Source organism: Pedobacter riviphilus (genome assembly GCF_014692875.1).
In the GTDB taxonomy this organism is placed as follows: Bacteria; Bacteroidota; Bacteroidia; order Sphingobacteriales; family Sphingobacteriaceae; genus Pedobacter; species Pedobacter riviphilus.
Map to the genome: position 1 here is coordinate 853,575 of NZ_CP061171.1, position 26,032 is coordinate 879,606.

Sequence of the window (26,032 nt, forward strand, 5' to 3'; positions counted from 1 at the left end):
TACGTTTTATTAGCATCAGCAATTAATTATGAAAAACAAAGTACTGTTTCTAAAAATATTTCTTCTTTTTGCACTTGCCGTTTTAATTAGCTCATGCATTAAAAACAATAATCTAATTGAAGGCGATGCTAAAGTTAGGTATTTCCAGTCTGCAGTAACGGATACGACGCAGAACTTTTTCTTAAATGGTATCCAATCAGGTGCTTCAACAACTTATGGATCAAATAGTAATTATGTTGTTGTTGCCGGAGACTCAACTTATACCATCACTTCTAAAAATATAAATACAGGGATAGATGTGGCAAGCACAAGTTCTAAGTTTGAAATTGGTGCTAATTATTCGATTTTTTATACACGTACAACAGCTACAAGCCCGCCGGTATTAAAGGTTTATAAAGATGATGTAAAACAGGATCTTAATGTAGTAACGTTGAATTTTTTAAACTTGGGCTACACTTTAGGATCAGATGTGATTATTAAGGATGATGGTGGTAGTTTTACTGAATTCGTTGCTAAATATGGCGAAAAATCGACTCATAAAGTTACTTTAAGTAAAGCAACACACATTTCTTTTGCCCTTCAAACCCCAATTGCAACCCAACCGCTAGTTTTAACTTTAGATTCTCTTCCTCCTACTACTAGTCCAGCCACATCAGTAGCCATTTCAAAGGGATTGGTTTATTATGTATTATTGGACGGATCAAAAAAAGGAGAGCTCCAAATGCGCTTAGTTTCTTCCAACTAATTTTATTGCAATATACTAGCATTTAATCCCTTCACTATTCATACTTTTGCCCAAAATTAGATAAATGGAACTACTACAACAGCTTATAGATTTTATTCTTCATATAGATGTACATTTAGCTGAAATTGTTAACGAATATCGCACCTGGACATATCTCATTTTATTCCTGATCATTTTTGCTGAAACTGGTTTTGTGGTAACACCATTCCTTCCTGGCGATTCGTTGCTTTTTGCAATGGGTGCTTTAATTGCAGGCGAACATGAAACCGGTTTAAATATCTGGATCATGCTCATTATATTAATTGTAGCAGCAATTTTAGGAAATACAGTTAATTATAAACTGGGGAGTGTTTTAGGCGCGGGGGTATTTAAAGAAAAGAACAAAATTTTGAAGCTTAAATATTATCATCAATCTCACGAATTTTTTGAGAAACACGGAGGTAAGGCCATTATGTTAAGCAGGTTTCTTCCAATTTTCAGAACCATAGCGCCATTTGTAGCGGGAATAGCGAAAATGCCTTTTGGTCGTTTTACTTACTATAACATTATTGGCGGTGTAGCTTGGATATTTGCGTTGTTGATGGGAGGGTATCTGTTAGGACAAATCCCGGTAATTAAAAATAATTTTGAACTGGTTATTATTTTTATTGCTGTGGTAACTTTTGTCCCTGCTATCTGGGCAGCTATCAGAAGCCGTTTACAACCTAAAAAGATTGAAGCAATTATCGAAGGAGAGGATACCAAGTTATAATTAAAATTCCCTACCAATTAGGGCCCCATTTTTATAATTCTTTTCTACCGCTTCAATTTCTAGTTTCTCATCAGCTAATAATGCTGTTTTAATCAAGTTTTTAAGCACAGGCTGACCTGCATCAACCCAGGCAGAATACCAAAATGAGCCTGTTTTTAATATGGCAGCACGCATTTGTTTTTCTACCATATTATTCATTTTAGTATGGTAGGCTTTTGAATAGGCTGTAGAATATTGTTTTAGCACAGTATTATTCCTTTCAGAAAAGCTATATTTTTTGTCGGAAGGAAATGATGCACTCAGTTCAGCTTCGAAAGTTAGCACGGTATCAACCAAACTGTGCGTATGTTTAATTATTTTCCATACTTCTTGTAATGGGTTTTCAATATAATCCGCATGGCCTACAACAAAATTGTAATGAGTTGAAAACAATTCGGGTAAACGGCTTTCCCAAAAAGCGTGGATACCAACCTGATTGGTGAGTTGCCCGTTATGGTTGGCGGTAGTGTGTAAAGGAACATGTGCATCGCCAATATAATGGCCCAGATCAGCGGAATATTTTAAGATTTTTACCGAATCACGCATTTTAAAGGCTTTAACTAAACCATAATAACTGCGTTGTATTTGCCAAGGGATAATGCCATCGGTGTTCAGTTTTTTTAGGCCATATTTTGCCAGGGCATCATCCCATTTTTCGGGAATACTATCAATATTTTTCTCATAGTTCTCCACATCGAGGTAATGCCGTGGTGCTTCGAGCGTATCAGCATACCTGCGTTTATCTGGATCAACAGCATGTTCGGTAATGTATTTGATATTCTTTTTATAGAAACCAATCATGTCAGCAGGCAAAGTGAAAACAGCAAGGTTGTTTATCCTTTGATGTGCAAAGAAACCCCAGGAGGTGCAAAGAAACATAGGGATGATTAACGCGGTTAAAATCGTTAATCTTTTCATATACCCGAAGATAAAAAATTTTCTTTGTAAAACTAGGGGTTTAGAAGCAAAAATTATGCGTTTTCCATTTTTTTCATATCAAGCTTTTTCATCTGCATAACGGCATCCATTACTCTTTTTGCTCTTTCGGGCTCTGCCATTAGCTCACCAATGTTTGATGGGACAATTTGCCACGAAAGTCCGAATTTATCTTTTAACCATCCACAAACGCTCTCTGTACCACCGTCATTTATAAAAGTGTCCCAGTAATAGTCTATTTCATCCTGGTTATCGCAATTTACCATAAGAGAAATCGCTTCATCGAACTTAAATTGCGGACCTCCATTGAGTCCCATAAATTTATTTCCGTTTAATTCAAAAGTAACTACCATGGGCGTTACCTGGGTAATTTTAGAATCTTTAAATACGGTACAATAGTATTTTGCTGCAGCTTCGGCTTGTCCGTCAAACCAAAGGCATGTTACAAGTGGTTTTGCCATTTTATATCATTTTTTTTGTTACCACAAGTTAGACAAGATTTTTGGCCTGTGTAAGGTTTAAAAGTGACGATTTAAGGGGGTGATTTGGACAATAATTTGTTCTTACGCATCTAAACTAAACACCAAATTGCGCTAAATGATGATCCAGGTGTTTATAGAACATATTGTTCCATTCGGTTTTTGCTAATGGGCCAAATGAATGCGATTCTTTACCGTCGAAATAATCTTCGCCAAGCTGCTGGGTTTGGTTAATATAGTCGATTAAACGGGTTTTCTCTTTTTCGAAATCCTTTTCATCTTTAATAATAAACTGTGGTGCCGTCTGATTGTTTTTAGGGTAAGGTTTCTCGTTTACTACTTTGCTTTTTACTAGTTTTTTCAAAATAAATTTCATAATCGGCCCTGGCTTTGGATGAATATCATCGTAAACCATTTCGTAAGTTACATTGCAATGTGCCAACATTTGTGCAACATTCATTTTGCCCCAAAGTTGAGTAGTAGTAGGGGTAAGCTTGTTAATTCTTTCAATAATTTCGCTAGTTACTGCGGGTTGGAAAATGTTCTTCATGGTTTGTTTATATCTGGAGTGTGTATTTATTTTACTAAATATAAGAACGAATACACAGGTTAAGAATCAATTTTTCGGAATTAAAACCAGCTAATTTTTTATTGGCTCTATTTTTCCCGTTTTCGAATTCGCATACCAGGCTTTAATAACGCTCATCTTTCTGCTAACATCAACAACCTCAAAAGGATCTTTGCCTGCTTTTTTATGTTTTGCAATTGCGCTGTCTACATCTGCTTTGAACGAATTCTGACCTGATGTAGTTATCACTGCAATGATCGAGTTTTTTTCAATGCCTTTTGTCTCAATTCCAATTAACTCATCTTTATGCAAAACACCAACCGATGTACCTTTATCGGGTATATCTTTTGCAAAATCACTATAATTATAGAGTGTGTCTAGTATTATATGTTTAATCCGATTGCCTTCATGAAAAACTTCGTTAAAAACAACAATATTATCGTCATTACCATATACATCAAGTAATTCAAAGTAACGGTGGTTTAAACTATCCAACGTTTTGGATTGAAATATTGAATATTTTGCCGCTGTCCATGCAGGATTATCTTCTTGCAAATCGTTGGTATAATAAAAGGTTTTGGGCGTAAACAAACTTAAATGTTGCTTTTTTAAATCTGAGGCATTTTTTTCTTCAAGATTGACTGCTTTTTGGTTGGTATTTGTACATCCGTAAAAAACTAGTAAACAGATTATTATAATGTATGCTTTCATTTTTCACTGGTATAGGTTTTGCCAAATTAATAAAATTGTTTTATAAGTAATTTGAAATGATTGGAAAAGTATTTTCCAGAACATTTAAGGTACTTTTGCTAACTTTTCGTTATTTTTTTGTAAAAAACAGAAAGATACTCCTGCATTGCAGTTGAATTGGGGTGGAATGGCTGCTATTTTTCGCCTCTGGTGGCAAAACATTCAAGTACAGCGCTATGCATGTTAACCAAAATTAAATAAATTTACATCAAAATCATGTCCATGGAATTATCTTGCCCGATATCAGCAGAAAGAATAAATGAAAATGTAGTTAGGATTATTGCCTTTATGGTTGCGGTGATTGCAATAGCTTGTGTTGTGTTTTCAAATTATTGGGCAATTGTTTTCTTGCTATTTGATTTTGCTTTAAGGGCATTTACAACAGGTAAATTTAGTGTGTTGAAATTTATCGCGATTAAAATATCTGACGGACTTTCTCTATCTCCGAAAATGAAAGATTTAGCACCAAAAAAGTTCGCGGCAACCTTGGGCTTTGCTTTCTGCCTTTTGATTACCGCGGTATTTCTATTTGATTTTTATAATGCAACGCTGATTTTTACCTCCATCATGATCGTTTTCGCTTTGTTAGAGAGCTTATTCGCTATTTGTGTAGGTTGTTATATCTATTCTTTTTTGCAGATTTTCACAAAAAAGAGCGAGGCTTAGTCTATTTCTTTAAAGCTTCACGTACTTTAGGTGCAATTTTGCTTCCGAATAACTCTATTGATTTCATTAAAGCTGCATGAGATGGACCGCCTACATCCATGTGTGCTGAGAAGCGTGTTAAGCCAAAGGTTTCTTCCATGGCTAAAATCTTCTCTACAGATTCGTTTACATCGCCAATAATTAAAGCACCACTACTGCTTCGGCCAGCGTCGAACTGATTGCGTTGATAAGGTGGCCAGCCACGTGATTTACCGATCCTGTTCATCTGAGCAGAATAAAGTGGGTAGTAATAATCTGCAACTTCGTTACTGTTTTCGCCAAATAAAGCGTGCATATGTATACCTACTTCAAATTTACTCATATCGTGCCCATATGCTTCGTAAACTCTTTTGTAGTAATCGAAAAGCGGCTTAAACTGTATGGGCTGACCGCCAATGATGGCAAACATTACAGGTAAACCTAATCTGCCAGCACGTTCTACTGATTCTGGTGTTCCACCAACAGCGACCCAAATTTTTAAATTGTCGTTTACAGCCCTTGGCAATACTTCCTGGTTATTTAACTCTGGTCTAAATTTACCTTTCCATGTAATTTTTGGCGCCGCGTTTATTTTAAGGAGTAGTGCTAACTTTTCTTCATAAAGTTCGTCGTAATCTTGTAGGTTATATCCGAATAGGGGAAACGATTCTATAAAACTTCCACGACCTGCCATTAATTCGGCTCTTCCGTTTGAAATTAAATCTATTGTGGCAAAGTTTTGATACAGTTTAACGGGATCAGATGAACTTAAAACCGAGACTGCACTGCTTAATTTAATGTTTTTTGTTATAGTAGCAGCGGCGGCCAATATAATTTCGGGGCTCGATACAGCATAATCAGGGCGGTGGTGTTCGCCAATCCCATAGAAATCTAAACCAACTTCGTCCATTAGTTTTATTTCTGCTATAATTTCCTGAAGTCTTTGCTGAGCGGGTTGAATTTCTCCTTTTGCATTAATCTGCAAATCGCCAAACATACCGATTCCTAATTCCATAATGTTAAAATAATTTTAACAAAGTTAATGGATAAGGTGATAGCGGTTTTTGATGTATGATAAGAAAAATTAAACATTAGTCATGCACACCGCAACCTGAGTTTTTTATACAGGACTAAGTTAGCTAAACCCGATTGGCGTGGATGCCGATTCTTCATCGGCAGAAGCAAAAGCGGGAGTATCGGCACCGATAAGCATTGCCTTTGCTTTCCAAAAAGAAAATAAACGTATAAGTCTTAATTGCTGGATAGATTCTGAAACAAGTTCAGAACGACGATTTCAGCTAAATTGAACCATATATAAGAAATATAAGGTGATTCATTCTAAATGGTTAAAGCAAGAAAGATTTTGAAAAAGTCCAGGATGACGCAACTAGGTTAAAATTGGCAATTATTAACAAAAAACTGAGAACTATTAATTGCCAACTGAAAACTACTCTATCTTCTTACCTTTCATTGCAGTAGAAATCGCTGCATCCATCACGCGTTCTGCAAAAGGACGGGTAAATTCATTCAGCTCATCTGCTTTCTTCAAAATAGTATCTTTTTCTTGAGTAGCTAAAGCCGTTCTAAGCGCTTCGATATGTACCTTGGTTTCTGAAATTTCAGCCTCTGTTAAATGCTCAGCATGTTTTTCGATAAAACGTTCGGCAGTGTAGAGCAATTGTTCACCCTCGCTTCTTGCTTCAATGAGCATACGTTGTTCCACATCACTTTTGGCGTGTTCTATACTGTCGAGGAGCATTTTCTCTACTGTATCATCACTTAAGCCATAACTTGGCGTAATTTCGATCTCTTGTTTAACGCCCGAACGTAACTCTATGGCCTGAACGGTTAAAATTCCATCGGCATTCAGTAAAAAATTGATGTCTACTTTTGGCAAACCAGCAGGCATTGCAGGAATTCCCTTTAAGTCGAACTCAGCCAATTTTCTGTTTTCTTTTACTAAATCGCGCTCACCCTGATAAACAGAAATTTTCATGTTTACCTGCCCATCTATCGAAGTGGTGTATTGGCGACCGGCTTTGGTAGGCACTTTGCTGTTGCGGGCAATAATTACATCCATTAAACCGCCCATAGTTTCGATACCCAATGAAAGTGGCGTTACATCCAACAATAAAATATCAGAGCGGTTTCCTGCCAAAACATCAGCCTGAATGGCTGCACCAAGAGCTACTACTTCATCAGGATTGATATTATCCTGTGGTTTTTTACCGAAGAAATTTTCTACAGCCTGTTTTACATATGGTGTACGGGTAGAACCCCCTACTAAAATTACCTCGTCGATATCGGCGGCGGTTAAATCGGCATCTTTCAATGCATTCTTACAAGCAGTAATGGTTTCTTCGACCTTTGCTGAAATTAACTGCTCAAAAGTTTGTTTATCAAGTGTGCACCAGATCTCACCAACCTGTTCGTTATATAAATTTTGGCTAGATAGGGCTTTTTTAGCAGCCTCAGCTTGTAGACGTAAGGTTTGCATTAAAATATTATCCTGAGCAACAACTGCTACATCAAGGTTGTTTTTCTTTAACCAATAGTTTAAAATGGCACGGTCAAAATCATCACCACCTAAATAAGTATTGCCGTTTGTAGCCAATACCTCGAAAATTCCATTCTGGATCTGTAGAATAGAAACATCAAATGTTCCTCCTCCTAAATCGTAAACCGCAATGGTTTTTTGTTGCGACGGGTCTAAACCGATTCCATAAGCTAAACTAGCTGCAGTAGGTTCGTTTACAATGCGCATTACATCTAAACCAGCCAACTTTCCGGCATCTCTGGTGGCCTGACGCTGACTATCGTTAAAATATGCCGGAACAGTGATCACAGCTCTGTTGACCGGAGTTTTTAAGGCGTGTTCTGCTCTTGCTTTAAGCTCTTTCAAAATTTCTCCCGATAATTCGATCGGTGTGTAGAAACGGTCGCCAGCATGGATTTTTACCAAAGCATCGCTATCATCGTCGATAATTTTGTAAGAGAAAATGTCTTTGTGTTCGGCTACATCTTTGTAAGAACGGCCTAGTAATCTTTTTACTGAAAAAATGGTGTTTGAAGGATCTGTAGTTAAATATTCTTTAGCCTCATTACCTACAACGGCTTCATTCTGGCCATTAAAGTATACCACCGATGGTACCAATATTCCTTTACCTGCATCGTTAATTACCTGCGGATTCTTATCTGGATTGATAAACGCCACCAAACTATTGGTTGTACCTAAATCTATTCCGACTATAATTTCTTCCTTTTGAAACGAACCTGTAGCAAGGTTAATTGATATTTTTGCCATAGGAGCAAAAATATGCTTTTTAAATAAAGGTTATGTCATTCATTTGTTAGCAAGAAAATATAAACCCGAACAATTTACAACTGAAAAGTGAGTATAGTTTATTTCTAACAGCGGATAAGAATAAGGGGCTGTTTTTAAAATGTTTGAATTTTCCTTTAAATATTTGATTAAATTTTATTGAAATCTACTTATTAGTCTGATTTTTTGTTGTATTTGCTTATATTTTTAAGTGTGTTTTGTGTTTTATGGTGTTTGTGTGTGTAAAATACCTTTGTATTATTTATATTGCTCATACATTTATCAAAACAAATATGAAAAAACAGTTATTTTATGTATTAATTGGGTTTTATTTACTCCCAATAGCCTCTTTTGCGCAAAATATTGTAAAAGGTAAGGTTACAACACTGAAAGGAGAAGGGATTATAGCCGCTTCTGTTAAAGAGAAAGGGACGAGCAAGGGCACTGTTACCGATCAGAATGGAGATTTTCAGCTTTCTGTTTCTGATAAAGGAACCCTAATTGTTAGTGCTATTGGATATGAAACCAGAGAAGTAGTAGCAACAACCGGACCTTTAACAATTATTTTATCCGAAAGTGCACAAAATCTCGGCGATTTCGTGGTAGTTGGAACCCGCGGTAAAGGCCGCTCTTCTATTCTTACGCCTGTTCCCATTGATGTGATCAAGATTAATCAGGTTAACATGCCTACTGCAAAAATGGATTTAACTTCCATTTTAAATGCTGCCTCACCGTCTTTTAACTTTAACAAACAAAGTGGATCAGATGGTGCCGATCAAATAGATTTGGCTACGCTTAGAGGTTTGGGCCCAGATCAAACATTGGTTTTGGTTAATGGCAAACGCCGGCATCAAACAGCCTTTGTTGCGGTATTCGGAACCAGGGGAAGGGGAAATTCAGGTACAGATTTAAATGCGATTCCAGAATCGTCGATAGACCGTGTTGAGATTTTACGCGATGGTGCGTCGGCACAATATGGATCGGACGCGATTGCAGGGGTAATTAACTTAATATTGAAAAAGGATATTGGCGTTTTAAGTGTTAATACTGGGTATTCAGGCTATTATGATCCACGAAACAATACCCACTATGGTAAAGAGCTGGGACAGTATCGGCAGGGTGGTGCAATTGATGGGAATGCATTTTCTTTAGGTGCCAATTATGGTGTTGGGCTAGGTAAACATAATGGTTTTATTAATTTCTCAGGAAACTTTTTTGCTAATGGTAAAACATTCAGACAAAATCTGAATACAGATTTAAGTTCGAAAGATGGTTTGCCAATTAATAAGGTTAGAAGATCTACGGGTGATGGATCGGTAACTTCTGGTGGTTTAATGTATAATATGGAACTGCCGATTGCAAATACAAAAACAGTAATTTATTCATTCGGCGGAGGTAATATAAAAGCGTCGGATGCTTATGCCTATACCAGAAATTTATCTGAGCGTCCAGAGCGTTTCCCGGATGGAGTTGCAGGGAATCCTATTTTACAAACCACAGCTGATGGGGAAACTTATTATGATCCGATCATCCAGACTAAAATCCAGGATTTATCTTTTGCAGCAGGTGTAAAAGGTATATGGGGCAAAGACTGGAACTGGGATTTAAGTAATACACTGGGCCGTAACAATTTTCATTTTTATGGTGATCAAACATTTAATGCTTCTCTTGGTGCCGGTAAAACCCATTTTGATGATGGGGGTTTTTCATTTTTGCAAAATACAGTCAACTTTAATTTGAGTAAGGCAATTCCAACTGTTGCATCGGGATTGAATTTGGCTTTTGGTTTAGAGCATAGGTATGAAAACTATAAAATTTACGCAGGAGAAAAAGATTCATATTCAAACTATAACCCAAACAAGGCTACAGGTGCTCAAGGTTTTCCAGGTTATCAGCCAGGCGATGAAGTTAACGCGGGCCGATCTAACGTTGCAGCTTACATTGATGCAGAACTGGATGCTACCGATAAGTGGCTTATTGGTGTTGCCGTTAGGGCAGAAAATTATAATGATTTTGGCTTTACAAGTAATTACAAATTTGCGACCCGTTATAAACTGACAAACAATTTTAATGTTCGTGGATCGATAAGTACAGGTTTTCGTGCACCATCACTACAACAAATTAATTTCAGCAATACGTTTACAAACGTGCAGGGAGGCAATGTTTTCGAAGTTAAAATCGCGCCGAACTACAGTCCAATTACAAGAGCAGCCGGAATTCCTGACCTGAAACAAGAAAAATCCATTAATGCAAGTTTAGGCCTTTCGTGGAAACCAGTTTCTGAAATTACAGTAACCTTAGATGGTTATCGCATTAATATTAAGGATAGGGTGGTATTATCTGGTCAATTTGACGAAAGTATACCCGCTTTAAAACCAATTTTGAATCAATTAAATGTTGCACAGGCACAGTTTTTTGCAAATGCAGTTAATACCACAAATTATGGTTTGGATTTAGTTGTCGATTATACTAAACGATTTGATAATAAAAGCATTAAAGTCTTGTTTACGGGAAACTTAAATCATCTAAATATTGATAAAATTAATATTCCGAATGCTTTAGATGGTTCTTATAAAAACCAACAGGCATTTTTTAGCGACAGAGAGCAAGCATATATTAAAGCATCTGCTCCTCCTGTAAAACTGGGATTAAACTTAGATTATGGGTTTGGTAATTGGATGGTTGGCACGCATTTTCTATACTATGGCAAAATTTCGATTTTAGGCTATGGTTATGCAAACACTTATCCACCATTGGTTGCATTGGATGATGATCCAAACAAAACAGTTTTGGAGCAATTTAATTATTCAGGTAAAATGGTTACCGATATTTATGGCTCTTACAAAATTTCGAAAAAAGTGACTGTATTTTTTGGTGCCGATAACGTATTTAATATTCATCCTGATTATGGTTACGTACAAGGTGCAAAGCTTTCTGCCTATGATGGTGAAACAGGTGGTGCATGGGATGCCGTTCAAATGGGTTTTAATGGGCGAAGGTTATTTACTAAACTTGCTTTTAATTTCTAAAATATTATACAAAAGAGGTTTTGATTTGTTCAATACCTCTTTTGTATTTTTAATACACTATATCTTCGGACTAAGGACTCTGAACTATCTCCTATTCTTCTCTTCAATCCACAAACTCATATATTTTGTACTCTGCGCGGTGTGGTGATTTAATATTTGTCCGAAAAAGTTATTTTGCCTGTGTGCAGTTAAATCTGAAGTTAATCTCTCAAGTTCTAGTATGAATGGACCAGTAAAATATTTAGCAGAATACCTTTTGTTAATAATCTGTACGCCATTTTGTTGTGCCACTTGCCAGGCATTTTTATCCTGATAGAGTTTTACAGCTTCGTCTATAAATAGCGCTAAATTATCTTCAATGCTACCGTTCCAATCTAAATTGCCTTTCATGGCCTCAGCACCAACTGATGTGGTAACAGATGGGGTACCTACATGCATGGCATCAATAAATTTGCCTTTTACACCTGCACCAAACTGAATAGGAGCAAGTAATATTCGGTGTTTAGCAATGGTTTCTTTAGCATCTACAGCTCTTCCTTTAATTAAGAACTTTTCGTTTTTGTTATCCAGTTGCAGCACCTTTTGCGATGCGTAAGATCCAAATATATTCAAACTTGCATGGGGAAGCCTTTTTCTGAGCACAGGCCATACTTTGGTTTTTAAAAACTGCACGGTGTTCCAGTTGGGTTCGTGAAGGAAATTGCCAATGAAAACAAAATCAGCCCGTTCTTCATAAGAAATCCAGTTCGCAATATTTTTTTTGGTGATTTCTTTTTCTAAAAATGGTAAATAATAAATTAATGAAGCATCGATCTTAAACTGTGTTTTCAGCATATCCATTTCCACTTCAGAAATGATTAAAGATAAATCGCAACGTAAAATTGAAGCAATTTCTCTTTTGGCCGTATCCGAAAATAAGTCTAAAACTTGTTTTTTCTTATCGCTTTGCTGGCGGGCACTTCTCAGGCAATGCAGATCTTCGGTATCTAAAACCTTAAGTGCATTAGGGCATTCCTGTTGAACGCGCCAGCCATATTGTTCTTCTACCATAAAACGGTCGAAAAGCACTAAATCTGGATTTAATTTTTTCAGAAATACGTTGAAACTTACATCGTTCAGTTTGATTTGCTGTTCAAAAACGTTAGTCTTACTAAAATCGTAACTGAAATCGCTTTTTGATGCTGCCGATGCAAAAACGATCTGATAACCTTTCGAAAGAAATAAATCAATCAACTGGATCATCCTTGTACCTGCTGCCGATGAGTTGGGTTCGGGCCAGACCAATCCAATTATCAATAATTTCTTTGTACTTGTATTCATTTGCCTGTAAAAATAAGTTCTTTTTTTTGGCTCCCGAGGATAAATGTGATTTTAGCGGGGTAAAATGTAAGCTGTATATTCTTTTAAATCTGCGGGAGATATTAAACGTATCTTAAATATTCCTAATTTTGCAGCTCAATTACAAAGCACTACATGTTAGGATTAAAATTATTGACAGACCCACGTTGGGCAAATATTGCTGAATCGAATTTAGAAGAAATTTTATCTGACCATGCCTGGTGCGAACAAAAGGCTGCAACCAACGCGATTACATTAATCACTCAAAATTCTGAACATCAGGACTTGGTAGATGAATTAACAGCAATTGCCATCGAAGAAATGCAACATTTTCAGATGGTAATTGAAATTATAAAAAAACGGGGCTATACTTTAAGTCGCGAGCGGAAAGATGACTATGTTGGTCGTTTGGTGAAATTTAGTAAAAAAGACGGAAGCCGGAATATGGCTTTTATTGACAGGTTATTGTTTGCAGCAATGATTGAAGCCAGAAGCTGCGAACGTTTCAGGGTACTTTCGTTAAATATAAAAGATCAGGAGCTGGCCAAGTTTTACCATGAGCTAATGGTTTCGGAGGCAGGGCATTATACCACATTTTTAAATTTTGCACGTAAATACAGTATCGATGTGGATGTAGATAAACGTTGGAAAGAATGGTTAGATTTTGAAGGAGAGCTGATTCAGAGTTTTGGGACCAAAGAGGCGATTCACGGTTAATTCAGTTTACAGTTTTTATTGTTACTGTTAATTGAAAACTGCTAATTGGCAACTGACAACTGCTTTTTATGTATATTCCATAGCCAAATTACAATATCTTGGTAGCTATCGATTCCTTTTTTCTGGTTGTTCAATTTTAAGAAGCTATCGAATGCGGCATCCATATAACCGAACATATCACCATTGTATTTTCGCCAGAATTCTTTTTCGGTTTTAAAATCGGCTAAAACCTGCGGTAGGAGCTTTGTGTGAAGTGTTTTATAATCGTCAGGTGATTTCATTCTGATCTCAAACAAAATATAGCGTAACATTTCATAATTGGCAGAATATTGGTAATTTACATCAGGGCTATTGCTTGCAGTTAAATAACCCAATAGGTTAGCTTCATCCTCATAAGCGACGCCCAATTGATGGCCTATTTCGTGGCAGCTTACATAGGGTTTTACAAAGTTGGGCAGATTCATATTCATGTTGGCTTCGCCAGAAAGTGGCGCATAATAACCTTCGATGCCAATTTTACTGATCATCCATGAGTTTAAAACCGATTTTAAACAAGGGTTTGGATAATGGAACAACTGATTTTTTTGTGCCATCAACGCATAAGCTGCTGCTGATTTTATTTCTAGTTCTTTGACCGTGTAAGTTGGGATTTTGCCCTGCTTCACTTTTAGTGCATTGGTTTTTTTGATGAAATAATCCCCAAGAACAACCAATTCTTTAACACTATATTTTTCATTCCCAATGCCCAATTCTTCGCTTATACTTGGTCGGCTGTAGTTTAAACCCCAAACTATTTTGAAAATGATATAAAGAATTAAAAAGAAGTTTAAAATCTGTAAGGGTATAATAATTCTATCCTGCTTTTTTAGTGATTTACGACGGCTGTAGAATCTAACGATTTTATAAAGTACAAAACCAATAAGTAAAACATAAATAATATCGCCAATAGCAAAAGGAAACAGAGCAGAAATAAACCTTAGCGTTGAGGAGATGTGAGGATAAAAACCTGTTGAATAATATTTTTGGACAAGGGTGGGGAAGAAACCAAAAAGGTAGATAAGTATAGCAATAAGTAAAATCGCAATAAATTTTGAGTAGATAGATTTATTTTTTTGCATTTATATTATAAGCTAAGAATAACGATTATCATAATCATCACCAATATGAATATTGGCCTTAGCCATCGTTGTTGGTCTGCTTTTCTAAGGTATCCATCTTTCCTTAATTCCCAGGAAACTATAACTTCTATAAAAGTACTTGGCTCAAAGATAAAGTCGAAAAAGGAATAAGATTCTTTCGCTCTTTTTAGATCTTGTAATCTAACCTTTTGTTTGGACTGGTGTTTTGCATGTTTGATCTCTGATTCATCAACATTTCTTAAGGTTAACTCTAGTTGGGCCTGTTCTATGGCGGATTCATCCCATGCATTTGGAGAGCCTACAATTAATAGCAGTTGTTTTGTTGTTCTATCTTCTATAGGAGGATTGAATGTAAGCATTATTTACCGATGATATTAATTGGATACTTCGATAAATATAACAAATCTATCTTGCAAAAGTTAATCGCTTTCCGATCTGATCTGTCGTGAATTTGCCATTTTGGTAAGCCAAATTACCTGAAACAAAGGTATGTGTAATACTTGCCTGGAAAGTATCACCATCAAAAGGGCTCCACCCACATTTGTAGAAATTGTTAAGCTTGGTTACTTTCCAGGAATCTTTTAAGTCTACCAACACTAAGTCTGCCCAATACCCTTCACGAATGAAACCGCGTTTTTCGATATCAAAACAGATGGCCAGGTTGTGCGCTGTTTTTTCTACAATTTTCTCTAAAGATATTTTGCCCTGTAAATGCATTTCTAGCAGTGCTGGCAAAGCATGCTGTACCAGTGGACCACCTGATGGGGCTTGAGCGTAAGGCTGCTGCTTTTCTGCCAGCGTGTGTGGGGCGTGATCTGTTGCAATCACATCAATATAGTCTTCAAGAACGCCTTTAAGCACACCTTTTTGATCATCTTCCGTTTTTACTGCAGGATTCCATTTAATAAAATTTCCTTTTGAAGCGTAATCTTTATCATTAAACCAAAGGTGGTGTACACAAGCTTCGGCCGTAATTTTTTTATCTTTTAATGGCGTAATGTTATCAAACAGGGTAATTTCTTTCGCTGTAGAAATGTGCAGGATATGCAAACGGGTTTTGTAGGCTTTCGCCAGCTCCACGGCCAATGACGATGATTTATAACAAGCTTCGGCACTGCGGATCAAAGGATGCATATCTATAGTAAGCCCTTCGCCATATTTGGCTTTAAATTCGGCCAGGTTATGGCGGATGGTTGCTTCATCTTCGCAATGCGTAGCTACCAATATTGGTGCTTTGCTAAAAATATTTTCCAGGGTTTTTTCATTATCCACCAGCATATTTCCGGTTGATGAACCCATAAAAACCTTAATTCCGCAAACATTTTTCGGATCGGTTTTTAAAACCTCTTCAATATTGTCGTTACTGGCGCCCATGTAAAATGAGTAATTGGCCAATGAGGTTTGAGCAGCAATTTCGTATTTATCAGCTAATAAATCCTGTGTTAAAGTATTGGGTACGGTGTTGGGCATTTCCATAAAAGAGGTAATCCCTCCGGCTACGGCAGCCATACTTTCGGTAAAAATATCGGCCTTATGGGTTAAGCCTGGTTCGCGGAAATGGACCTGATCGTCAATCATCCCTGGTAAAAGGTATTGTCCTTCTGCGTTAATTTCTTGGGCATCAGGTGCAGATAGATTTTGACCGATTTTGGCTATTAATCCATCTTTTATCAATACATCGGCAACAATTTTTTGTCCTTCGTTTACAATTGTGGCGGCTTTTATCAGGTAAGAATTCATGGTTTCAAAGGTAGTAATTTAGTGTTAAGTAGCTAGTATCAAGTATCAAGATTTTGATGCTGTGGATAGGGGGAATTGAGTTTTTATGTTACTGTTTTTGGTTAAATAAACCTGATAGCAGTGGACACGGAGTGTAACGAAGTAAAACGGATAGCAGGACCACAGGAACCGAAAAATTACTGAAATTGCTTTACTCCTAATTCTGATAAAAAGAAGCTTAGATTCTGCATTGGATTGAAACCTTCTGCCTTACACCTTCAAACCCTCAACCTTAATCACTATCTTTGTGCGCTATGGCAAAATCGTTCGAAGAATTTAAATTAAACAGGCAAATTTTAAATGCAGTTGCCGATGCAGGTTACACCGTTGCCACACCGATACAGGAAAAAGCAATTGCACCAGTATTATCTGGACAAGATATTTTTGGTATCGCCGAAACGGGCACAGGAAAAACAGCTGCTTTTGTTTTGCCAATTTTAATGCAATTGAAATACGCGCAGGGCGATAATCCAAGAGCGCTGATTTTATCTCCAACGCGTGAACTGGCCATGCAAATTGCTGAGCAGGTAAAGTTGTTTTCTACTTATACCGATTTACGTTCTTTAGTGATTTTTGGTGGAATTGGCCCGAAAACACAGAAAGAACAGATCGCAAAAGGAGTTGATATCCTGATTGCCACCCCGGAAGATTCCTGGATTTATATTTAGCAGGTGATATCAACACACAAAGCCTAAAGTTTTTGGTGCTTGATGAGGCTGATAAAATGATGGATATGGGGTTTATTGGCTCTATTCACCGGATTTTAGAAATTGTTCCACGTAAACGCCAGAATTTGTTATTCTCTGCAACGATGAGCGATTTGGTGCAGAAAATTGCAGGCGATTTCTTGAATAATCCGCTTGTAATTGAGGCATCTGCACAAGCAACCCCTGCAGCAAACGTAACACAGGCTTTATACTACGTTCCTAATTTTAAAACGAAAATTAATTTACTGCAGCATTTGCTGAAAAATGATGAGGCATTTAACCGCCTGATTATTTTCTGTAAAACAAAAACCGTTGCCGATAATATTTACAGTTTTATTGAACGCAGGTATGGTGCGGAAAATGTCCGTGTAATCCACGCTAATAAAGGGCAAAATACCAGGATTAACTCCATAAATAGTTTTAAAGAGGGTAATGTCAGGGTTCTAGTGGCTACAGATGTGGCAAGTAGGGGTATTGATGTGAGTGATGTAAGCCACGTAATCAATTTCGATGTGCCGATTATTATTGAAGATTATGTACACCGTATTGGCCGTACCGGTAGGGCTTTTGCCAAAGGTGATGCGATTACCTTTGCAACGGATGCCGAAAAATATTATATCCGCAAGATCGAAAAATTAATCCGCCAATATATTCCCGTGGCCGAAATTCCGGAAGGTGTTTTCATTGATGAAACGCCTTACGAAGAGCGCCAACATATTGCGAAGGAAATTGATATGCAGAAACGCAAGGAAGATCCTGACTTTAAAGGGGCTTTCCATGAGAAAAAACATGCTGCGGCGATAGAGAAAAAGGTAAGAGAAAAAGCCAAAGCAAAAGCTGGTAAGCAAGTAAAAAGTTTTAAAAAGGGTAAAAAATTCGATAAGAAAAAGTAATGAAGCTTAGGATTACGCCTTTAAATATTGTAAGCGCCATTGGTTTGGGACTAGTGGCCATAAATTTAGTTTCAGAGAAAAGCACAGCACCACGTCATGTGGATATGAGCGGCTTTTATCTCCTGATTTTAGGTTGTCTTATTCTTGTAACCTTTATTACAGATATGATTTTCCGATTCACCTTAAAAGATATTAAAAGGATCTGGGTGGTAGAATTGATCTTTATCTTCATTGCCGCAATCTTGATGTTAATATTACAAAAAGTAGTGTAAGGCTACGATGAAGTAAAACTAATATTAAGCATCTTTGCATCCGGAAAAATAAACTGATATCCTAAGAATCCCTTTATCGGTGTAATCCTTTAATCGGTGTAATCATATTTAAAAAAAATGAAAAAAGCAGAAATAAAAATAACCGTTGAGTTAGATGAAGGCAATAACCCAGATAATATACTTTGGGAAAGTACAGATTCTGGAAACGCTGATAAAGTGCCTGCAAAGGCTATGTTTTTATCGGTTTGGGACCACAATTATAAAAACACATTAAAGATAGATCTTTGGACAAAAGATATGCCTGTTGATGAGATGAAACGTTTCTTCTACGAAACTTTGCAGACCATGGGCGATAGCTTTTTAAAAGCCACAAACGAAACTTTGATTGTTGAAGATTTACGCGATTACTGTGCCCATTTTGCTGATAAGATGGGGATTATTGAGGGGCAGTAGTTTTAGTCATTAGTCATTAGTCATTAGTCATTAGTCATTAGTCATTAGTCATTAGTCATTAGTCATTAGTCATTAGTCATTAGTCATTAGTCATTAGTCATTAGTCATTAAAAAATGCCAGACAAGTTAGCGATTAAACTATTAATCATCGACTTCTGTCATAAACTATTAACCAATTTATCCAGTTAACCGATTAACCAAAAATATGTTAGTATTAAATAAATTCAGGGCTTGGTTAGGCATTTTGTTATGCGGTATTGCAGGTTTTTGCCCAATGTTAAAAGTGCCCATTAAAGGCAATTGGAACTTGTATCAATCAGATGCCCGTTTGTTTTTGATCACCTATGCCATTATCGCCATTTCGGTATTGTTTCTGTTTATCAGAAAAGTTGGTGCCTTTAAGTTTATGAGTTTCGTAATGGCTATCTGGTATGTTTTAGCAGTAGTTGCTGTTTATTTTACTGCAAATAATTATACTAAATATGGCTTCGCCAATAAACTTATCGGTAAAGTTGTTCATTTCCAGTGGGGCTGGATTGTACTTTTGGTAGGTGTTATATTTATGCTTTTTAGTATTAAAAAAACGCAGTTAGAGGTGAAATCTTAGCTCATTCAACCGAATTGTTTAGGAATAGCTAGCAGCCATGATTTTATCGGCTACGCGTGTTAAGAAAGAACGCTTAGATATAAAACAATATTAAATTAAAATGCAGGTAATCGTTAAGTTACCTGCGTTTGTTTTTTGAAACAAGGTTATGATGGAGAATTAATTGTTTCCTTTCTTTTTAATCTGCTCCAAACCTTGTATCAGGATATCGCCTATTTTTTGGATGTCAGCTGAGGTTTTGGCATCCTTTTCGGTTTTAAAACGAAGTATCTGCGATAAAATAATCATCTGTATCATCTTCCAAAGGAATATAAATCCGTTCCCATTCATTGCCTTCCATAACTTCCCAGGTGTGTCCTTCTCCAGCTGTATCATTGGCGATGAGTATAACCCCTGGCTCTATAATAAAAGTTTCGCCACTGCTTACTGTAAACCGAAGTTTACCCTTAAGCGTAATTACGTATTGACGTCTTGGGGCAGGGTGGGGGATTTTCTCTAAAGTGGATACATCGGTTTGTGCGAAAAAATAACTCGCATTAATATGCTGACGGATAGGGATTGTGCCCGTTTCAAAAGCACATTTGTTATCTTCAATATTAATTAAACGGATGGCTTTTATATCATTTTTAGTTGTTTCGGCTTGATCTGTGTTCATCTGCAAAAAAAAGTATGGTTTTAAAATTTTAATTCGGTTTGTCCTTTTTGGGCAACTTCACGTTCGTGTTGCAGCAGCCATTGTTTGCGCCATAAGCCACCTGCGTAACCTACAAGCTTGCCGTTACTGCCAATTACCCTATGGCAAGGTACTACAATGGCAATATTGTTTTTTCCATTTGCTGCAGCAATAGCCCGTATCGCTAACGGATTGTGTGCAGAAAATTTGGCATATGAGGTGGTTTCGCCAAAAGGTATGGTCAGTAAATTCTGCCAGACTTCCTGTTGAAATTCAGTCCCTTTTTGCTTTATAGGGAAATCGAAATCCTTTAAATCGCCTTTAAAATAATCATTTAACTGATTGGATACCTTTACCGTAAGTGCATTTTCTGATAATCCTGTAATATCCTTTTCAGCAAAAGTAATTATATGTACAAATTCGTCATCGGCTAAGATGGTTACTGGGCCAACAGGCGATGTTATAACTGATGCGTAATTCATATTTTTCCGTGACTTCAGTGTTTCTGTGGCTAATTTCCTTTGCGCTTATTCTTGAACAAAATTACAACAATACAACAATTTAAGCGTGCAATATTTATCAATAAAAGTATCTTTGCGGTTATGCAATTGGCCAAAGAGGTTAAATATTTAATTCACAAAGAAGTATTGTTAGAGTGGCGCTCCAAATATACCATTAACGGTGTATTGCTCTATGTGGTTTCTACCATTTTTACTTGTTACCTCTCTTTTGTTAGCCTGGGTGATAAATTAACATGGAATGCTTTGTTTTGGATCATCATGCTTTTTGCTTCAATAAATGGTGTATCTAAAAGTTTTTTGCAGGAAACCAAAGGTCAGCAGTTGTATAGTTATATTTTGGCAAGCCCAGCAGCGGTTTTAATCTCTAAAACGGTTTACAATACGCTCCTTATGTTGGTGCTTACTACAATTGCTTTAGGTTTTTATACGCTGGTTTTCGATTCTTTTACCCCCCCCGATTTGGTGATGTATTACGTAGCCGTGGTATTGGGTAGTATCAGTTTTTCTACTGTATTTACAATGGTTTCGGCAATTGCAAGTAAAGCGGGAAATGGTGGAATGTTGATGGCTATTTTAAGCTTTCCAATCATTATTCCGGTATTGATCTTGTTAATTAAACTGGCCAAAAATGCTGTTGACGGCTTGCCGTGGGAGAATAGTTACGATGAAATAGCGATGTTACTTGTAGTGAATGTGCTGATGGTGGCAACGTCTTTATTGTTATTTCCTTACCTTTGGAGAGATTAAAAAATGATTGAATGAGAGAATGATTGAATTATAAAAATGAGAAATTCGAAAGTATTAAATCCTTGATGCCTTATTAAAGATTAAAGGCATAAGAAAAGAACATCCGCTCATTCATAACTCAACATTCAAAATTAAATATACGCATGAATAAAATTTGGTGGAAAATTTTAGGTTCGGTTTTGGTAATTTATACTGCAATAGCAGGTTTATTACTTGGTGTACCGCATCTGGCTATTTTGAACGAAACAATCCGTAATCTGTATTTCCATGTTCCGATGTGGTTCGCCATGATTGTGCTCTTTTCGATCTCTGTTTTTTACAGTATAAAATCATTAAGCACCAAAAGTGAAATTGATGATATTAAAGCGGTAGAAAGCGTAAACGCAGGGATAGTTTTTGGCGTTTTAGGTTTAGTAACAGGTGCCATTTGGGCTAAATATACCTGGGGACAGTTTTGGAGTTTCGATCCTAAACAGAATTTCGCTGCCATTTCAATCTTGCTCTATTTTGCCTACCTCATTCTTCGCAATGCGATAGACGAAGAACAGAAAAGAGCCAAGATTTCTGCCATTTACAATATTTTCGCCTTCCCAATGATGGTGGTATTACTTTTTGTTTTACCCCGTTTAAAAGATTCATTGCACCCGGGCAATGGCGGTAATCCTGGCTTTAACAGTTACGATTTGGATAGTCGCATGCGTATGGTATTTTACCCAGCATGTTTGGGCTGGATATTAATCGGTTACTGGGTTTATACCATCCGTTTCAGAATACGTTCAATAGAAACCATCACGAATACACCTGATTACGGTGAAATGAAAGGTGTTCGTGATAGCTTCGTTACAGATGAAAATCAATCAACAACAAACGAAAACAAACAACAACATAACTAAGATGAAGAAGATATTTTTCTCCCTGATATTAATGATGGCCACTATGCAGTTATTTGCGCAGGATAATGGCGTAGAAATGGCCGATAGCCTTCGCAGCAATGGAAAGATATATGTTGTGGTAATATGTATCGTAATTATTCTTGTAGGTTTGCTGGCCTACCTGTTTTCGATCGATAAAAGGTTAAAGAAAATAGAAAAAGAAAACCAAACTGATAAATAATAGCGCAAATACGAATCCTGGTTAAAACCATATTTTGCTTTAATAGTCTGTAAATAGGTGTATTTTAAGGTTAAAATCATCAAATTTTTGTATTTATCTTATTGTAAAAGAGGTTTTTGGTGATTTTAAAAGCTCTAATTAAAAATACAGAGCAGTAACCACATAAAATACCTACATCACAGTATTGTTTTTTGGTAATTTATTGATCAAGTTTGATTAGATATAAATTAAATCAACGGGACGATTTAGATTAAATTAAGAAGTGATCAACACAATTGGTCACTTTTTTTTATATCCGGTTTTTTATAGGTTTTGCAATATTCGTAATATTGATCTGTTTTTTAGCTTCTATTTGTTGAGTGTTGTAACAAAAGGCCGTTTTGAATATTTTTTTTATAATTTTTTTTAGATCAAATAACCTATACTAAAACTTATAAAAATAGTCGTTTTTATGGTGTAAGCTGACTAAGATATCTGCGTTTAAATGTGTATGGGTATAGTTTTTAAACAGTTTTCTCCAACGGGTATAAAAGCTGTTGTTAGGCTAAAATATAATGGTGTTTGCTTTACACTAAGTCTTTTTACATTTGGATATGTGCGGTTTTTTTAGGCAATTTTGCATCGAAAACTTATTCAATATAAAAAATAAATAATGGCTAATCTAGCAGACGAGAACAAGTTCTTTGCAGATGTTTGTAAGAACTTTGACAGTGCGGCTCAATTCACCAATCATCCAGAAGGTTTATTGAACCAGATTAAAACATGTAATAGTGTGTATCGTTTCCAATTCCCAATCCGCCGCGGAAACGGTTTTGAAGTAATTGATGCTTGGCGTGTAGAGCACTCTCACCACATGAGCCCTACCAAGGGCGGTATCCGTTACAGTGAAATGGTAAACGAAGATGAGGTTATGGCACTCGCTGCCTTAATGACTTACAAGTGTGCCATTGTTAATGTTCCATTTGGTGGTGCAAAAGGTGGTATAAAAATTAACACTAAACAATACAGTGTTGCCGAGTTAGAAACCATCACCCGCCGTTATACTACAGAATTAATTAAGAAAAACTTTATTGGCCCTGGTATCGATGTTCCTGCTCCTGATTATGGATCTGGCGAACGCGAAATGAGCTGGATTGCCGATACTTATATGACCATGAATCCTGGTCAGTTAGATGCTTTAGGTTGCGTAACTGGTAAACCAATTGCGTTACACGGTATCCGTGGCCGTAAGGAAGCTACCGGCCGTGGTGTTGCTTATGCCGTACGTGAATGTGTAGAAGTGGCAGAAGATATGGCTAAATTAGGCTTTAAAGCTGGTTTAGGCGATAAAAGGGTAATTGTTCAGGGTTTAGGTAATGTGGGCTACCACTCGGCTAAATTCTTAGCAGAATTTGGTGCTACTATTGTGGGTTTATGCGAGTTTGAAGGCGCTATTTACAATCCTAATGGCTTAAATGTAGATGAGGTTTTTGCACACCGTAAAAACACAGGTTCAATTTTAGGTTTCCCTGGCGCTAAAGACTTTAAAAACTCAATGGAAGGCCTAGAGCAAGATTGCGATATCATTGTTCCTGCTGCATTAGAAAACCAATTTACCGAGCTTAACATTCGCAATATCAAGGCAAAAATTATTGCTGAAGGTGCAAATGGTCCAACTACACCAGAGGCCGAAACAATATTTACCGAAATGGGTGGTATCATTATTCCTGATATGTATTGCAATGCAGGTGGTGTTACGGTTTCTTACTTCGAGTGGTTGAAAAATCTTTCTCACGTGGCTTTTGGTCGTATGGAGAACCGTTATGCAGCTAATTCAAATGCCAATCTGATCAATACTTTAGAAAATTTAACGGGTAAAACCATCCTTCCAGAACACCGTTTAATGATTGTTAAAGGTGCATCAGAAATGGAATTGGTAAACTCTGGTCTAGAAGATACCATGATCCATTCTTACCACGAAATCCGCGAAACATTAATGAACAAGCCAGCAACTCAAACATTGAGAACAGCTGCTTTTGTAAATTCGATCGATAAAATTGCGGTTTCTTACATGAATTTGGGCGTTTGGCCATAATCAACTAATCGTCATTGCGAATCCCGATCCTTTATCGGGGTCTGGTAATCTTATTATGAAGCCTTGCAGGGTTAAAACTGCAGGGCTTTTTTGTGCCTAAGTTCGTTATCACAGATTCCGATTTGAATATTTAGCTGACTGTGTAAGCCATTTTTAGCTTTTTTTATTTTGGAAATGATAGGTCTGTGTTTCATGGGAGTGGGTTAGTCCTGCTGTACCTCCTGCCAATTGAAGGAATTGGCATCCGTCCCATCAGGTTTAGGTACAATGGACAGTTATCTGTGTAAATCACCTTGAATCTGCGACAAAAATATAACAGAACCTACCTCTATTACTTTTTGTTATAAACTTTTTAAAATCTGGTAAAGTGAATTAATATTTTCGTCTTTCAATTTAAGTTTACCATCGATCTTAACTCTTTTACCATCCAATAACTTTCCTTTAACTTCTAAATTTTTCAGCGTTTTAAAATAGCTGGTCATGAACGGCGCTTCTAATTGTTTACCCAGTTTGATCAGATCAACATTTAGATAAAGAAAATCTGTTGAAACAATATTTGAAGTTGAGGTATTCTGATTTTTAACTGTCGCGAAGTTTAAGTTTTCATTGCTGCTGTTCACAAATACTTTATAAAGCGGGAAAGCATTTTTATTTACCGAGTTGCTATCTAAATTAATCAACCCCTGGTTTGCCAGGTAATTTTTTAGTCCGTTGCCTTTCGAGCCGACATTAATCGAAATGGAAGGGATATTGCGTTTTCGTAAATCTACTTTTTCAACCTTTTCAAAATCATCATTGTATTCATAGGTAATAATAGAATCAGTTTGTGTGATGGAATTTGTCCATTCGAAATTTAAATTGCCATTATAATATTTTAATAAGCTATCCTGCTCGAAACTAAAATTCTTAAACTTATAAATTTTGTCTTTGTCGGGTTTTATGCTAACATTTAACCAAAAGGAAGCTGTACTATTTGGGTTCAAATGATGATGTAAAGGTTTGTTTGAGGCTAAAATATCCCCAGACAGAAACAGATCGTTTAAATTAATCACGCCATTCTCAAAATCGATCGATCCCTGATGCTGCGCGGTTTCAAAGGCAATATGCGCCAGCGATTTTGTTGAATATTTAAATTTGCTATCGTTTATTTTTATAAAATTTTTCTGGTTTAATATCTCCATTAAAAGATCATCCAAATTTTCTGCCTTAACAGATAATGAAACTGCAGCACTTTTACTGTTATAGTAAATAACCACATTGCCTAGTTTCGATCTGGCCATATTGGTGCCTTCTGTTCTTTTTATGATATCCAAGTGCATTAAGTCCCTCAAAGAATTTTCAAAATCGTTTATGTTTTCTATTTCAAAACGCGAAAAGTAAATCTGAGGTTTGCTTTCAATGGTATAAAAATAAATGCTTGCTGGTATTTTTAAACCGTTATTAAATTTATCGGGTGAATTTAAATTTGTAGTGTCATTTTTTAAATCAGATTTAAAATAATAACCCAGGTTACTTAGCATATTCGAAGCAAGCGTTCTACCTAACTCATCAACATTGATTTTGACAATCCCCGTAACATTTTTTGGAATCAATGTGCGTTCTGACTGATATCTCCGGTATTTTATAACACCGGCAAAAAAAATAAGCAGCAATAAAACTATTGCTGCTGTTATTTTTAAAAATTTCTTCATAGAAT

25 protein-coding genes and 1 pseudogene are annotated in these 26,032 nt (G+C 36.6%); 13 read left to right on the forward strand and 13 right to left on the reverse strand.

Annotated elements, in window-relative coordinates; genetic code table 11:
* Positions 1-28: 28 nt before the first annotated feature.
* Both H9N25_RS03545 and H9N25_RS03550 read left to right on the forward strand, forming a co-directional pair.
* Positions 29-745: a DUF4397 domain-containing protein gene (locus tag H9N25_RS03545; RefSeq protein WP_190327967.1), complete on the forward strand. Its 717-nt coding sequence runs from the start codon at positions 29-31 to the stop codon at positions 743-745.
* A gap of 64 nt (positions 746-809) precedes the next feature.
* Positions 810-1,496 carry a DedA family protein gene (locus tag H9N25_RS03550; protein ID WP_190327968.1) on the forward strand — a complete coding sequence of 229 codons (687 nt, stop codon included), beginning with the start codon at positions 810-812 and terminating at the stop codon, positions 1,494-1,496.
* On the opposite strand, the gene H9N25_RS03555 is transcribed toward H9N25_RS03550, so the two are convergent.
* The 4 genes from H9N25_RS03555 to H9N25_RS03570 form a co-directional block, all read right to left on the reverse strand.
* Positions 1,497-2,453, reverse strand: a complete 957-nt coding sequence (locus tag H9N25_RS03555; RefSeq protein ID WP_190327969.1) for a zinc dependent phospholipase C family protein — start codon at positions 2,451-2,453, stop codon at positions 1,497-1,499. It lies immediately after the preceding gene.
* 53 nt (positions 2,454-2,506) lie between these two features.
* Positions 2,507-2,932: a VOC family protein gene (locus tag H9N25_RS03560; RefSeq protein ID WP_167293354.1), complete on the reverse strand. Its 426-nt coding sequence runs from the start codon at positions 2,930-2,932 to the stop codon at positions 2,507-2,509.
* Between the two features lie 115 nt (positions 2,933-3,047).
* Positions 3,048-3,500: a DUF1569 domain-containing protein gene (locus H9N25_RS03565; RefSeq protein WP_190327970.1), complete on the reverse strand. Its 453-nt coding sequence runs from the start codon at positions 3,498-3,500 to the stop codon at positions 3,048-3,050.
* Positions 3,501-3,590: 90 nt separating this feature from the next.
* Complete coding sequence (locus H9N25_RS03570) at positions 3,591-4,229, reverse strand: hypothetical protein (protein WP_190327971.1); 639 nt, start codon at positions 4,227-4,229, stop codon at positions 3,591-3,593.
* Between the two features lie 261 nt (positions 4,230-4,490).
* Here H9N25_RS03570 and H9N25_RS03575 point away from each other — a divergent pair, with 261 nt between their 5' ends.
* Positions 4,491-4,934 carry a DUF4395 domain-containing protein gene (locus tag H9N25_RS03575; RefSeq protein WP_190327972.1) on the forward strand — a complete coding sequence of 148 codons (444 nt, stop codon included), beginning with the start codon at positions 4,491-4,493 and terminating at the stop codon, positions 4,932-4,934.
* A gap of 1 nt (position 4,935) precedes the next feature.
* On the opposite strand, the gene H9N25_RS03580 is transcribed toward H9N25_RS03575, so the two are convergent.
* Entirely contained in the window at positions 4,936-5,967 is a 1,032-nt protein-coding gene (locus tag H9N25_RS03580; RefSeq protein WP_190327973.1) for an LLM class flavin-dependent oxidoreductase, read from the reverse strand.
* Between the two features lie 432 nt (positions 5,968-6,399).
* The gene (gene hscA, locus H9N25_RS03585; RefSeq protein WP_190327974.1) at positions 6,400-8,256 is read right to left on the reverse strand and encodes a Fe-S protein assembly chaperone HscA; all 1,857 of its coding nucleotides are present in this window, start codon (positions 8,254-8,256) and stop codon (positions 6,400-6,402) included.
* A 311-nt stretch (positions 8,257-8,567) separates the two neighbouring features.
* Between hscA and H9N25_RS03590 the strand changes: the two genes are divergently transcribed.
* Entirely contained in the window at positions 8,568-11,303 is a 2,736-nt protein-coding gene (locus H9N25_RS03590) for a TonB-dependent receptor (protein ID WP_190327975.1), read from the forward strand.
* An 84-nt stretch (positions 11,304-11,387) separates the two neighbouring features.
* Here H9N25_RS03590 and H9N25_RS03595 read toward each other — a convergent pair whose 3' ends face one another.
* Positions 11,388-12,623: a glycosyltransferase gene (locus H9N25_RS03595; RefSeq protein ID WP_190327976.1), complete on the reverse strand. Its 1,236-nt coding sequence runs from the start codon at positions 12,621-12,623 to the stop codon at positions 11,388-11,390.
* Positions 12,624-12,776: 153 nt separating this feature from the next.
* On the opposite strand from H9N25_RS03595, the gene miaE reads away from it, so the two are divergent.
* Positions 12,777-13,358, forward strand: coding sequence for a tRNA-(ms[2]io[6]A)-hydroxylase (gene miaE / locus H9N25_RS03600; protein ID WP_190327977.1), 582 nt, complete (start codon positions 12,777-12,779; stop codon positions 13,356-13,358).
* A 41-nt stretch (positions 13,359-13,399) separates the two neighbouring features.
* Here the strand turns inward: miaE and H9N25_RS03605 are convergent, their stop codons facing one another.
* Genes H9N25_RS03605 through H9N25_RS03615 form a run of 3 tightly spaced genes read right to left on the reverse strand, consistent with a single transcriptional unit; the run spans position 13,400 to position 16,237 of the window.
* A complete protein-coding gene (locus H9N25_RS03605; RefSeq protein ID WP_190327978.1) occupies positions 13,400-14,476 on the reverse strand; it encodes a DUF3810 domain-containing protein in 1,077 nt (358 codons plus the stop codon).
* Between the two features lie 5 nt (positions 14,477-14,481).
* Positions 14,482-14,856 (reverse strand): hypothetical protein, encoded by a 375-nt coding sequence (locus H9N25_RS03610; protein ID WP_190327979.1) that lies wholly within the window; start codon positions 14,854-14,856, stop codon positions 14,482-14,484.
* Between the two features lie 46 nt (positions 14,857-14,902).
* On the reverse strand, positions 14,903-16,237 hold the full coding sequence (locus tag H9N25_RS03615) for a dihydroorotase (RefSeq protein WP_190327980.1): 1,335 nt from the start codon (positions 16,235-16,237) through the stop codon (positions 14,903-14,905).
* A 293-nt stretch (positions 16,238-16,530) separates the two neighbouring features.
* Between H9N25_RS03615 and H9N25_RS03620 the strand changes: the two are divergent.
* The 4 genes and pseudogenes from H9N25_RS03620 to H9N25_RS03635 all read left to right on the forward strand — a co-directional run bounded on the left by H9N25_RS03620 (position 16,531) and on the right by H9N25_RS03635 (position 19,208).
* Positions 16,531-17,876 (forward strand): annotated as a pseudogene (locus tag H9N25_RS03620) (DEAD/DEAH box helicase).
* The gene (locus H9N25_RS03625) at positions 17,876-18,148 is read left to right on the forward strand and encodes a hypothetical protein (RefSeq protein ID WP_167293366.1); all 273 of its coding nucleotides are present in this window, start codon (positions 17,876-17,878) and stop codon (positions 18,146-18,148) included. Before H9N25_RS03620 ends, H9N25_RS03625 begins: the two are co-directional and overlap by 1 nt.
* Positions 18,149-18,265: 117 nt before the next feature.
* Complete coding sequence (gene gldC, locus H9N25_RS03630; protein ID WP_029275370.1) at positions 18,266-18,601, forward strand: gliding motility protein GldC; 336 nt, start codon at positions 18,266-18,268, stop codon at positions 18,599-18,601.
* 205 nt (positions 18,602-18,806) lie between these two features.
* Positions 18,807-19,208 carry a hypothetical protein gene (locus H9N25_RS03635; RefSeq protein WP_190327981.1) on the forward strand — a complete coding sequence of 134 codons (402 nt, stop codon included), beginning with the start codon at positions 18,807-18,809 and terminating at the stop codon, positions 19,206-19,208.
* 256 nt (positions 19,209-19,464) lie between these two features.
* On the opposite strand, the gene H9N25_RS03640 is transcribed toward H9N25_RS03635, so the two are convergent.
* Entirely contained in the window at positions 19,465-19,863 is a 399-nt protein-coding gene (locus H9N25_RS03640; protein ID WP_190327982.1) for a cupin domain-containing protein, read from the reverse strand.
* A 20-nt stretch (positions 19,864-19,883) separates the two neighbouring features.
* Positions 19,884-20,363, reverse strand: coding sequence for a methylated-DNA--[protein]-cysteine S-methyltransferase (locus H9N25_RS03645; protein WP_190327983.1), 480 nt, complete (start codon positions 20,361-20,363; stop codon positions 19,884-19,886).
* Between the two features lie 120 nt (positions 20,364-20,483).
* On the opposite strand from H9N25_RS03645, the gene H9N25_RS03650 reads away from it, so the two are divergent.
* The 4 genes from H9N25_RS03650 to H9N25_RS03665 all read left to right on the forward strand — a co-directional run bounded on the left by H9N25_RS03650 (position 20,484) and on the right by H9N25_RS03665 (position 24,336).
* Positions 20,484-21,149 (forward strand): heme exporter protein CcmB, encoded by a 666-nt coding sequence (locus H9N25_RS03650; protein WP_108200712.1) that lies wholly within the window; start codon positions 20,484-20,486, stop codon positions 21,147-21,149.
* A gap of 143 nt (positions 21,150-21,292) precedes the next feature.
* Complete coding sequence (locus tag H9N25_RS03655) at positions 21,293-22,042, forward strand: cytochrome c biogenesis protein (protein ID WP_223833567.1); 750 nt, start codon at positions 21,293-21,295, stop codon at positions 22,040-22,042.
* 1 nt (position 22,043) lies between these two features.
* Positions 22,044-22,262 carry a CcmD family protein gene (locus H9N25_RS03660; RefSeq protein WP_029275364.1) on the forward strand — a complete coding sequence of 73 codons (219 nt, stop codon included), beginning with the start codon at positions 22,044-22,046 and terminating at the stop codon, positions 22,260-22,262.
* Between the two features lie 652 nt (positions 22,263-22,914).
* Entirely contained in the window at positions 22,915-24,336 is a 1,422-nt protein-coding gene (locus H9N25_RS03665; protein WP_167293375.1) for a Glu/Leu/Phe/Val family dehydrogenase, read from the forward strand.
* Between the two features lie 341 nt (positions 24,337-24,677).
* Here H9N25_RS03665 and H9N25_RS03670 read toward each other — a convergent pair whose 3' ends face one another.
* A complete protein-coding gene (locus tag H9N25_RS03670; protein WP_190327984.1) occupies positions 24,678-26,027 on the reverse strand; it encodes a hypothetical protein in 1,350 nt (449 codons plus the stop codon).
* Between the last annotated feature and the right edge of the window lie 5 nt (positions 26,028-26,032).

Bases quoted from the DNA above. Each gene is read 5' to 3' on its own strand.
- H9N25_RS03545 (WP_190327967.1), top strand. From the start codon at position 29: ATGAAAAACAAAGTACTGTTTCTAAAAATATTTCTTCTTTTTGCACTT.
- H9N25_RS03550 (WP_190327968.1), top strand. From the start codon at position 810: ATGGAACTACTACAACAGCTTATAGATTTTATTCTTCATATAGATGTA.
- H9N25_RS03555 (WP_190327969.1), bottom strand. From the start codon at position 2,453: ATGAAAAGATTAACGATTTTAACCGCGTTAATCATCCCTATGTTTCTT.
- H9N25_RS03560 (WP_167293354.1), bottom strand. From the start codon at position 2,932: ATGGCAAAACCACTTGTAACATGCCTTTGGTTTGACGGACAAGCCGAA.
- H9N25_RS03565 (WP_190327970.1), bottom strand. From the start codon at position 3,500: ATGAAGAACATTTTCCAACCCGCAGTAACTAGCGAAATTATTGAAAGA.
- H9N25_RS03570 (WP_190327971.1), bottom strand. From the start codon at position 4,229: ATGAAAGCATACATTATAATAATCTGTTTACTAGTTTTTTACGGATGT.
- H9N25_RS03575 (WP_190327972.1), top strand. From the start codon at position 4,491: ATGGAATTATCTTGCCCGATATCAGCAGAAAGAATAAATGAAAATGTA.
- H9N25_RS03580 (WP_190327973.1), bottom strand. From the start codon at position 5,967: ATGGAATTAGGAATCGGTATGTTTGGCGATTTGCAGATTAATGCAAAA.
- hscA (WP_190327974.1), bottom strand. From the start codon at position 8,256: ATGGCAAAAATATCAATTAACCTTGCTACAGGTTCGTTTCAAAAGGAA.
- H9N25_RS03590 (WP_190327975.1), top strand. From the start codon at position 8,568: ATGAAAAAACAGTTATTTTATGTATTAATTGGGTTTTATTTACTCCCA.
- H9N25_RS03595 (WP_190327976.1), bottom strand. From the start codon at position 12,623: ATGAATACAAGTACAAAGAAATTATTGATAATTGGATTGGTCTGGCCC.
- miaE (WP_190327977.1), top strand. From the start codon at position 12,777: ATGTTAGGATTAAAATTATTGACAGACCCACGTTGGGCAAATATTGCT.
- H9N25_RS03605 (WP_190327978.1), bottom strand. From the start codon at position 14,476: ATGCAAAAAAATAAATCTATCTACTCAAAATTTATTGCGATTTTACTT.
- H9N25_RS03610 (WP_190327979.1), bottom strand. From the start codon at position 14,856: ATGCTTACATTCAATCCTCCTATAGAAGATAGAACAACAAAACAACTG.
- H9N25_RS03615 (WP_190327980.1), bottom strand. From the start codon at position 16,237: ATGAATTCTTACCTGATAAAAGCCGCCACAATTGTAAACGAAGGACAA.
- H9N25_RS03625 (WP_167293366.1), top strand. From the start codon at position 17,876: ATGAAGCTTAGGATTACGCCTTTAAATATTGTAAGCGCCATTGGTTTG.
- gldC (WP_029275370.1), top strand. From the start codon at position 18,266: ATGAAAAAAGCAGAAATAAAAATAACCGTTGAGTTAGATGAAGGCAAT.
- H9N25_RS03635 (WP_190327981.1), top strand. From the start codon at position 18,807: ATGTTAGTATTAAATAAATTCAGGGCTTGGTTAGGCATTTTGTTATGC.
- H9N25_RS03640 (WP_190327982.1), bottom strand. From the start codon at position 19,863: ATGAACACAGATCAAGCCGAAACAACTAAAAATGATATAAAAGCCATC.
- H9N25_RS03645 (WP_190327983.1), bottom strand. From the start codon at position 20,363: ATGAATTACGCATCAGTTATAACATCGCCTGTTGGCCCAGTAACCATC.
- H9N25_RS03650 (WP_108200712.1), top strand. From the start codon at position 20,484: ATGCAATTGGCCAAAGAGGTTAAATATTTAATTCACAAAGAAGTATTG.
- H9N25_RS03655 (WP_223833567.1), top strand. From the start codon at position 21,293: ATGAATAAAATTTGGTGGAAAATTTTAGGTTCGGTTTTGGTAATTTAT.
- H9N25_RS03660 (WP_029275364.1), top strand. From the start codon at position 22,044: ATGAAGAAGATATTTTTCTCCCTGATATTAATGATGGCCACTATGCAG.
- H9N25_RS03665 (WP_167293375.1), top strand. From the start codon at position 22,915: ATGGCTAATCTAGCAGACGAGAACAAGTTCTTTGCAGATGTTTGTAAG.
- H9N25_RS03670 (WP_190327984.1), bottom strand. From the start codon at position 26,027: ATGAAGAAATTTTTAAAAATAACAGCAGCAATAGTTTTATTGCTGCTT.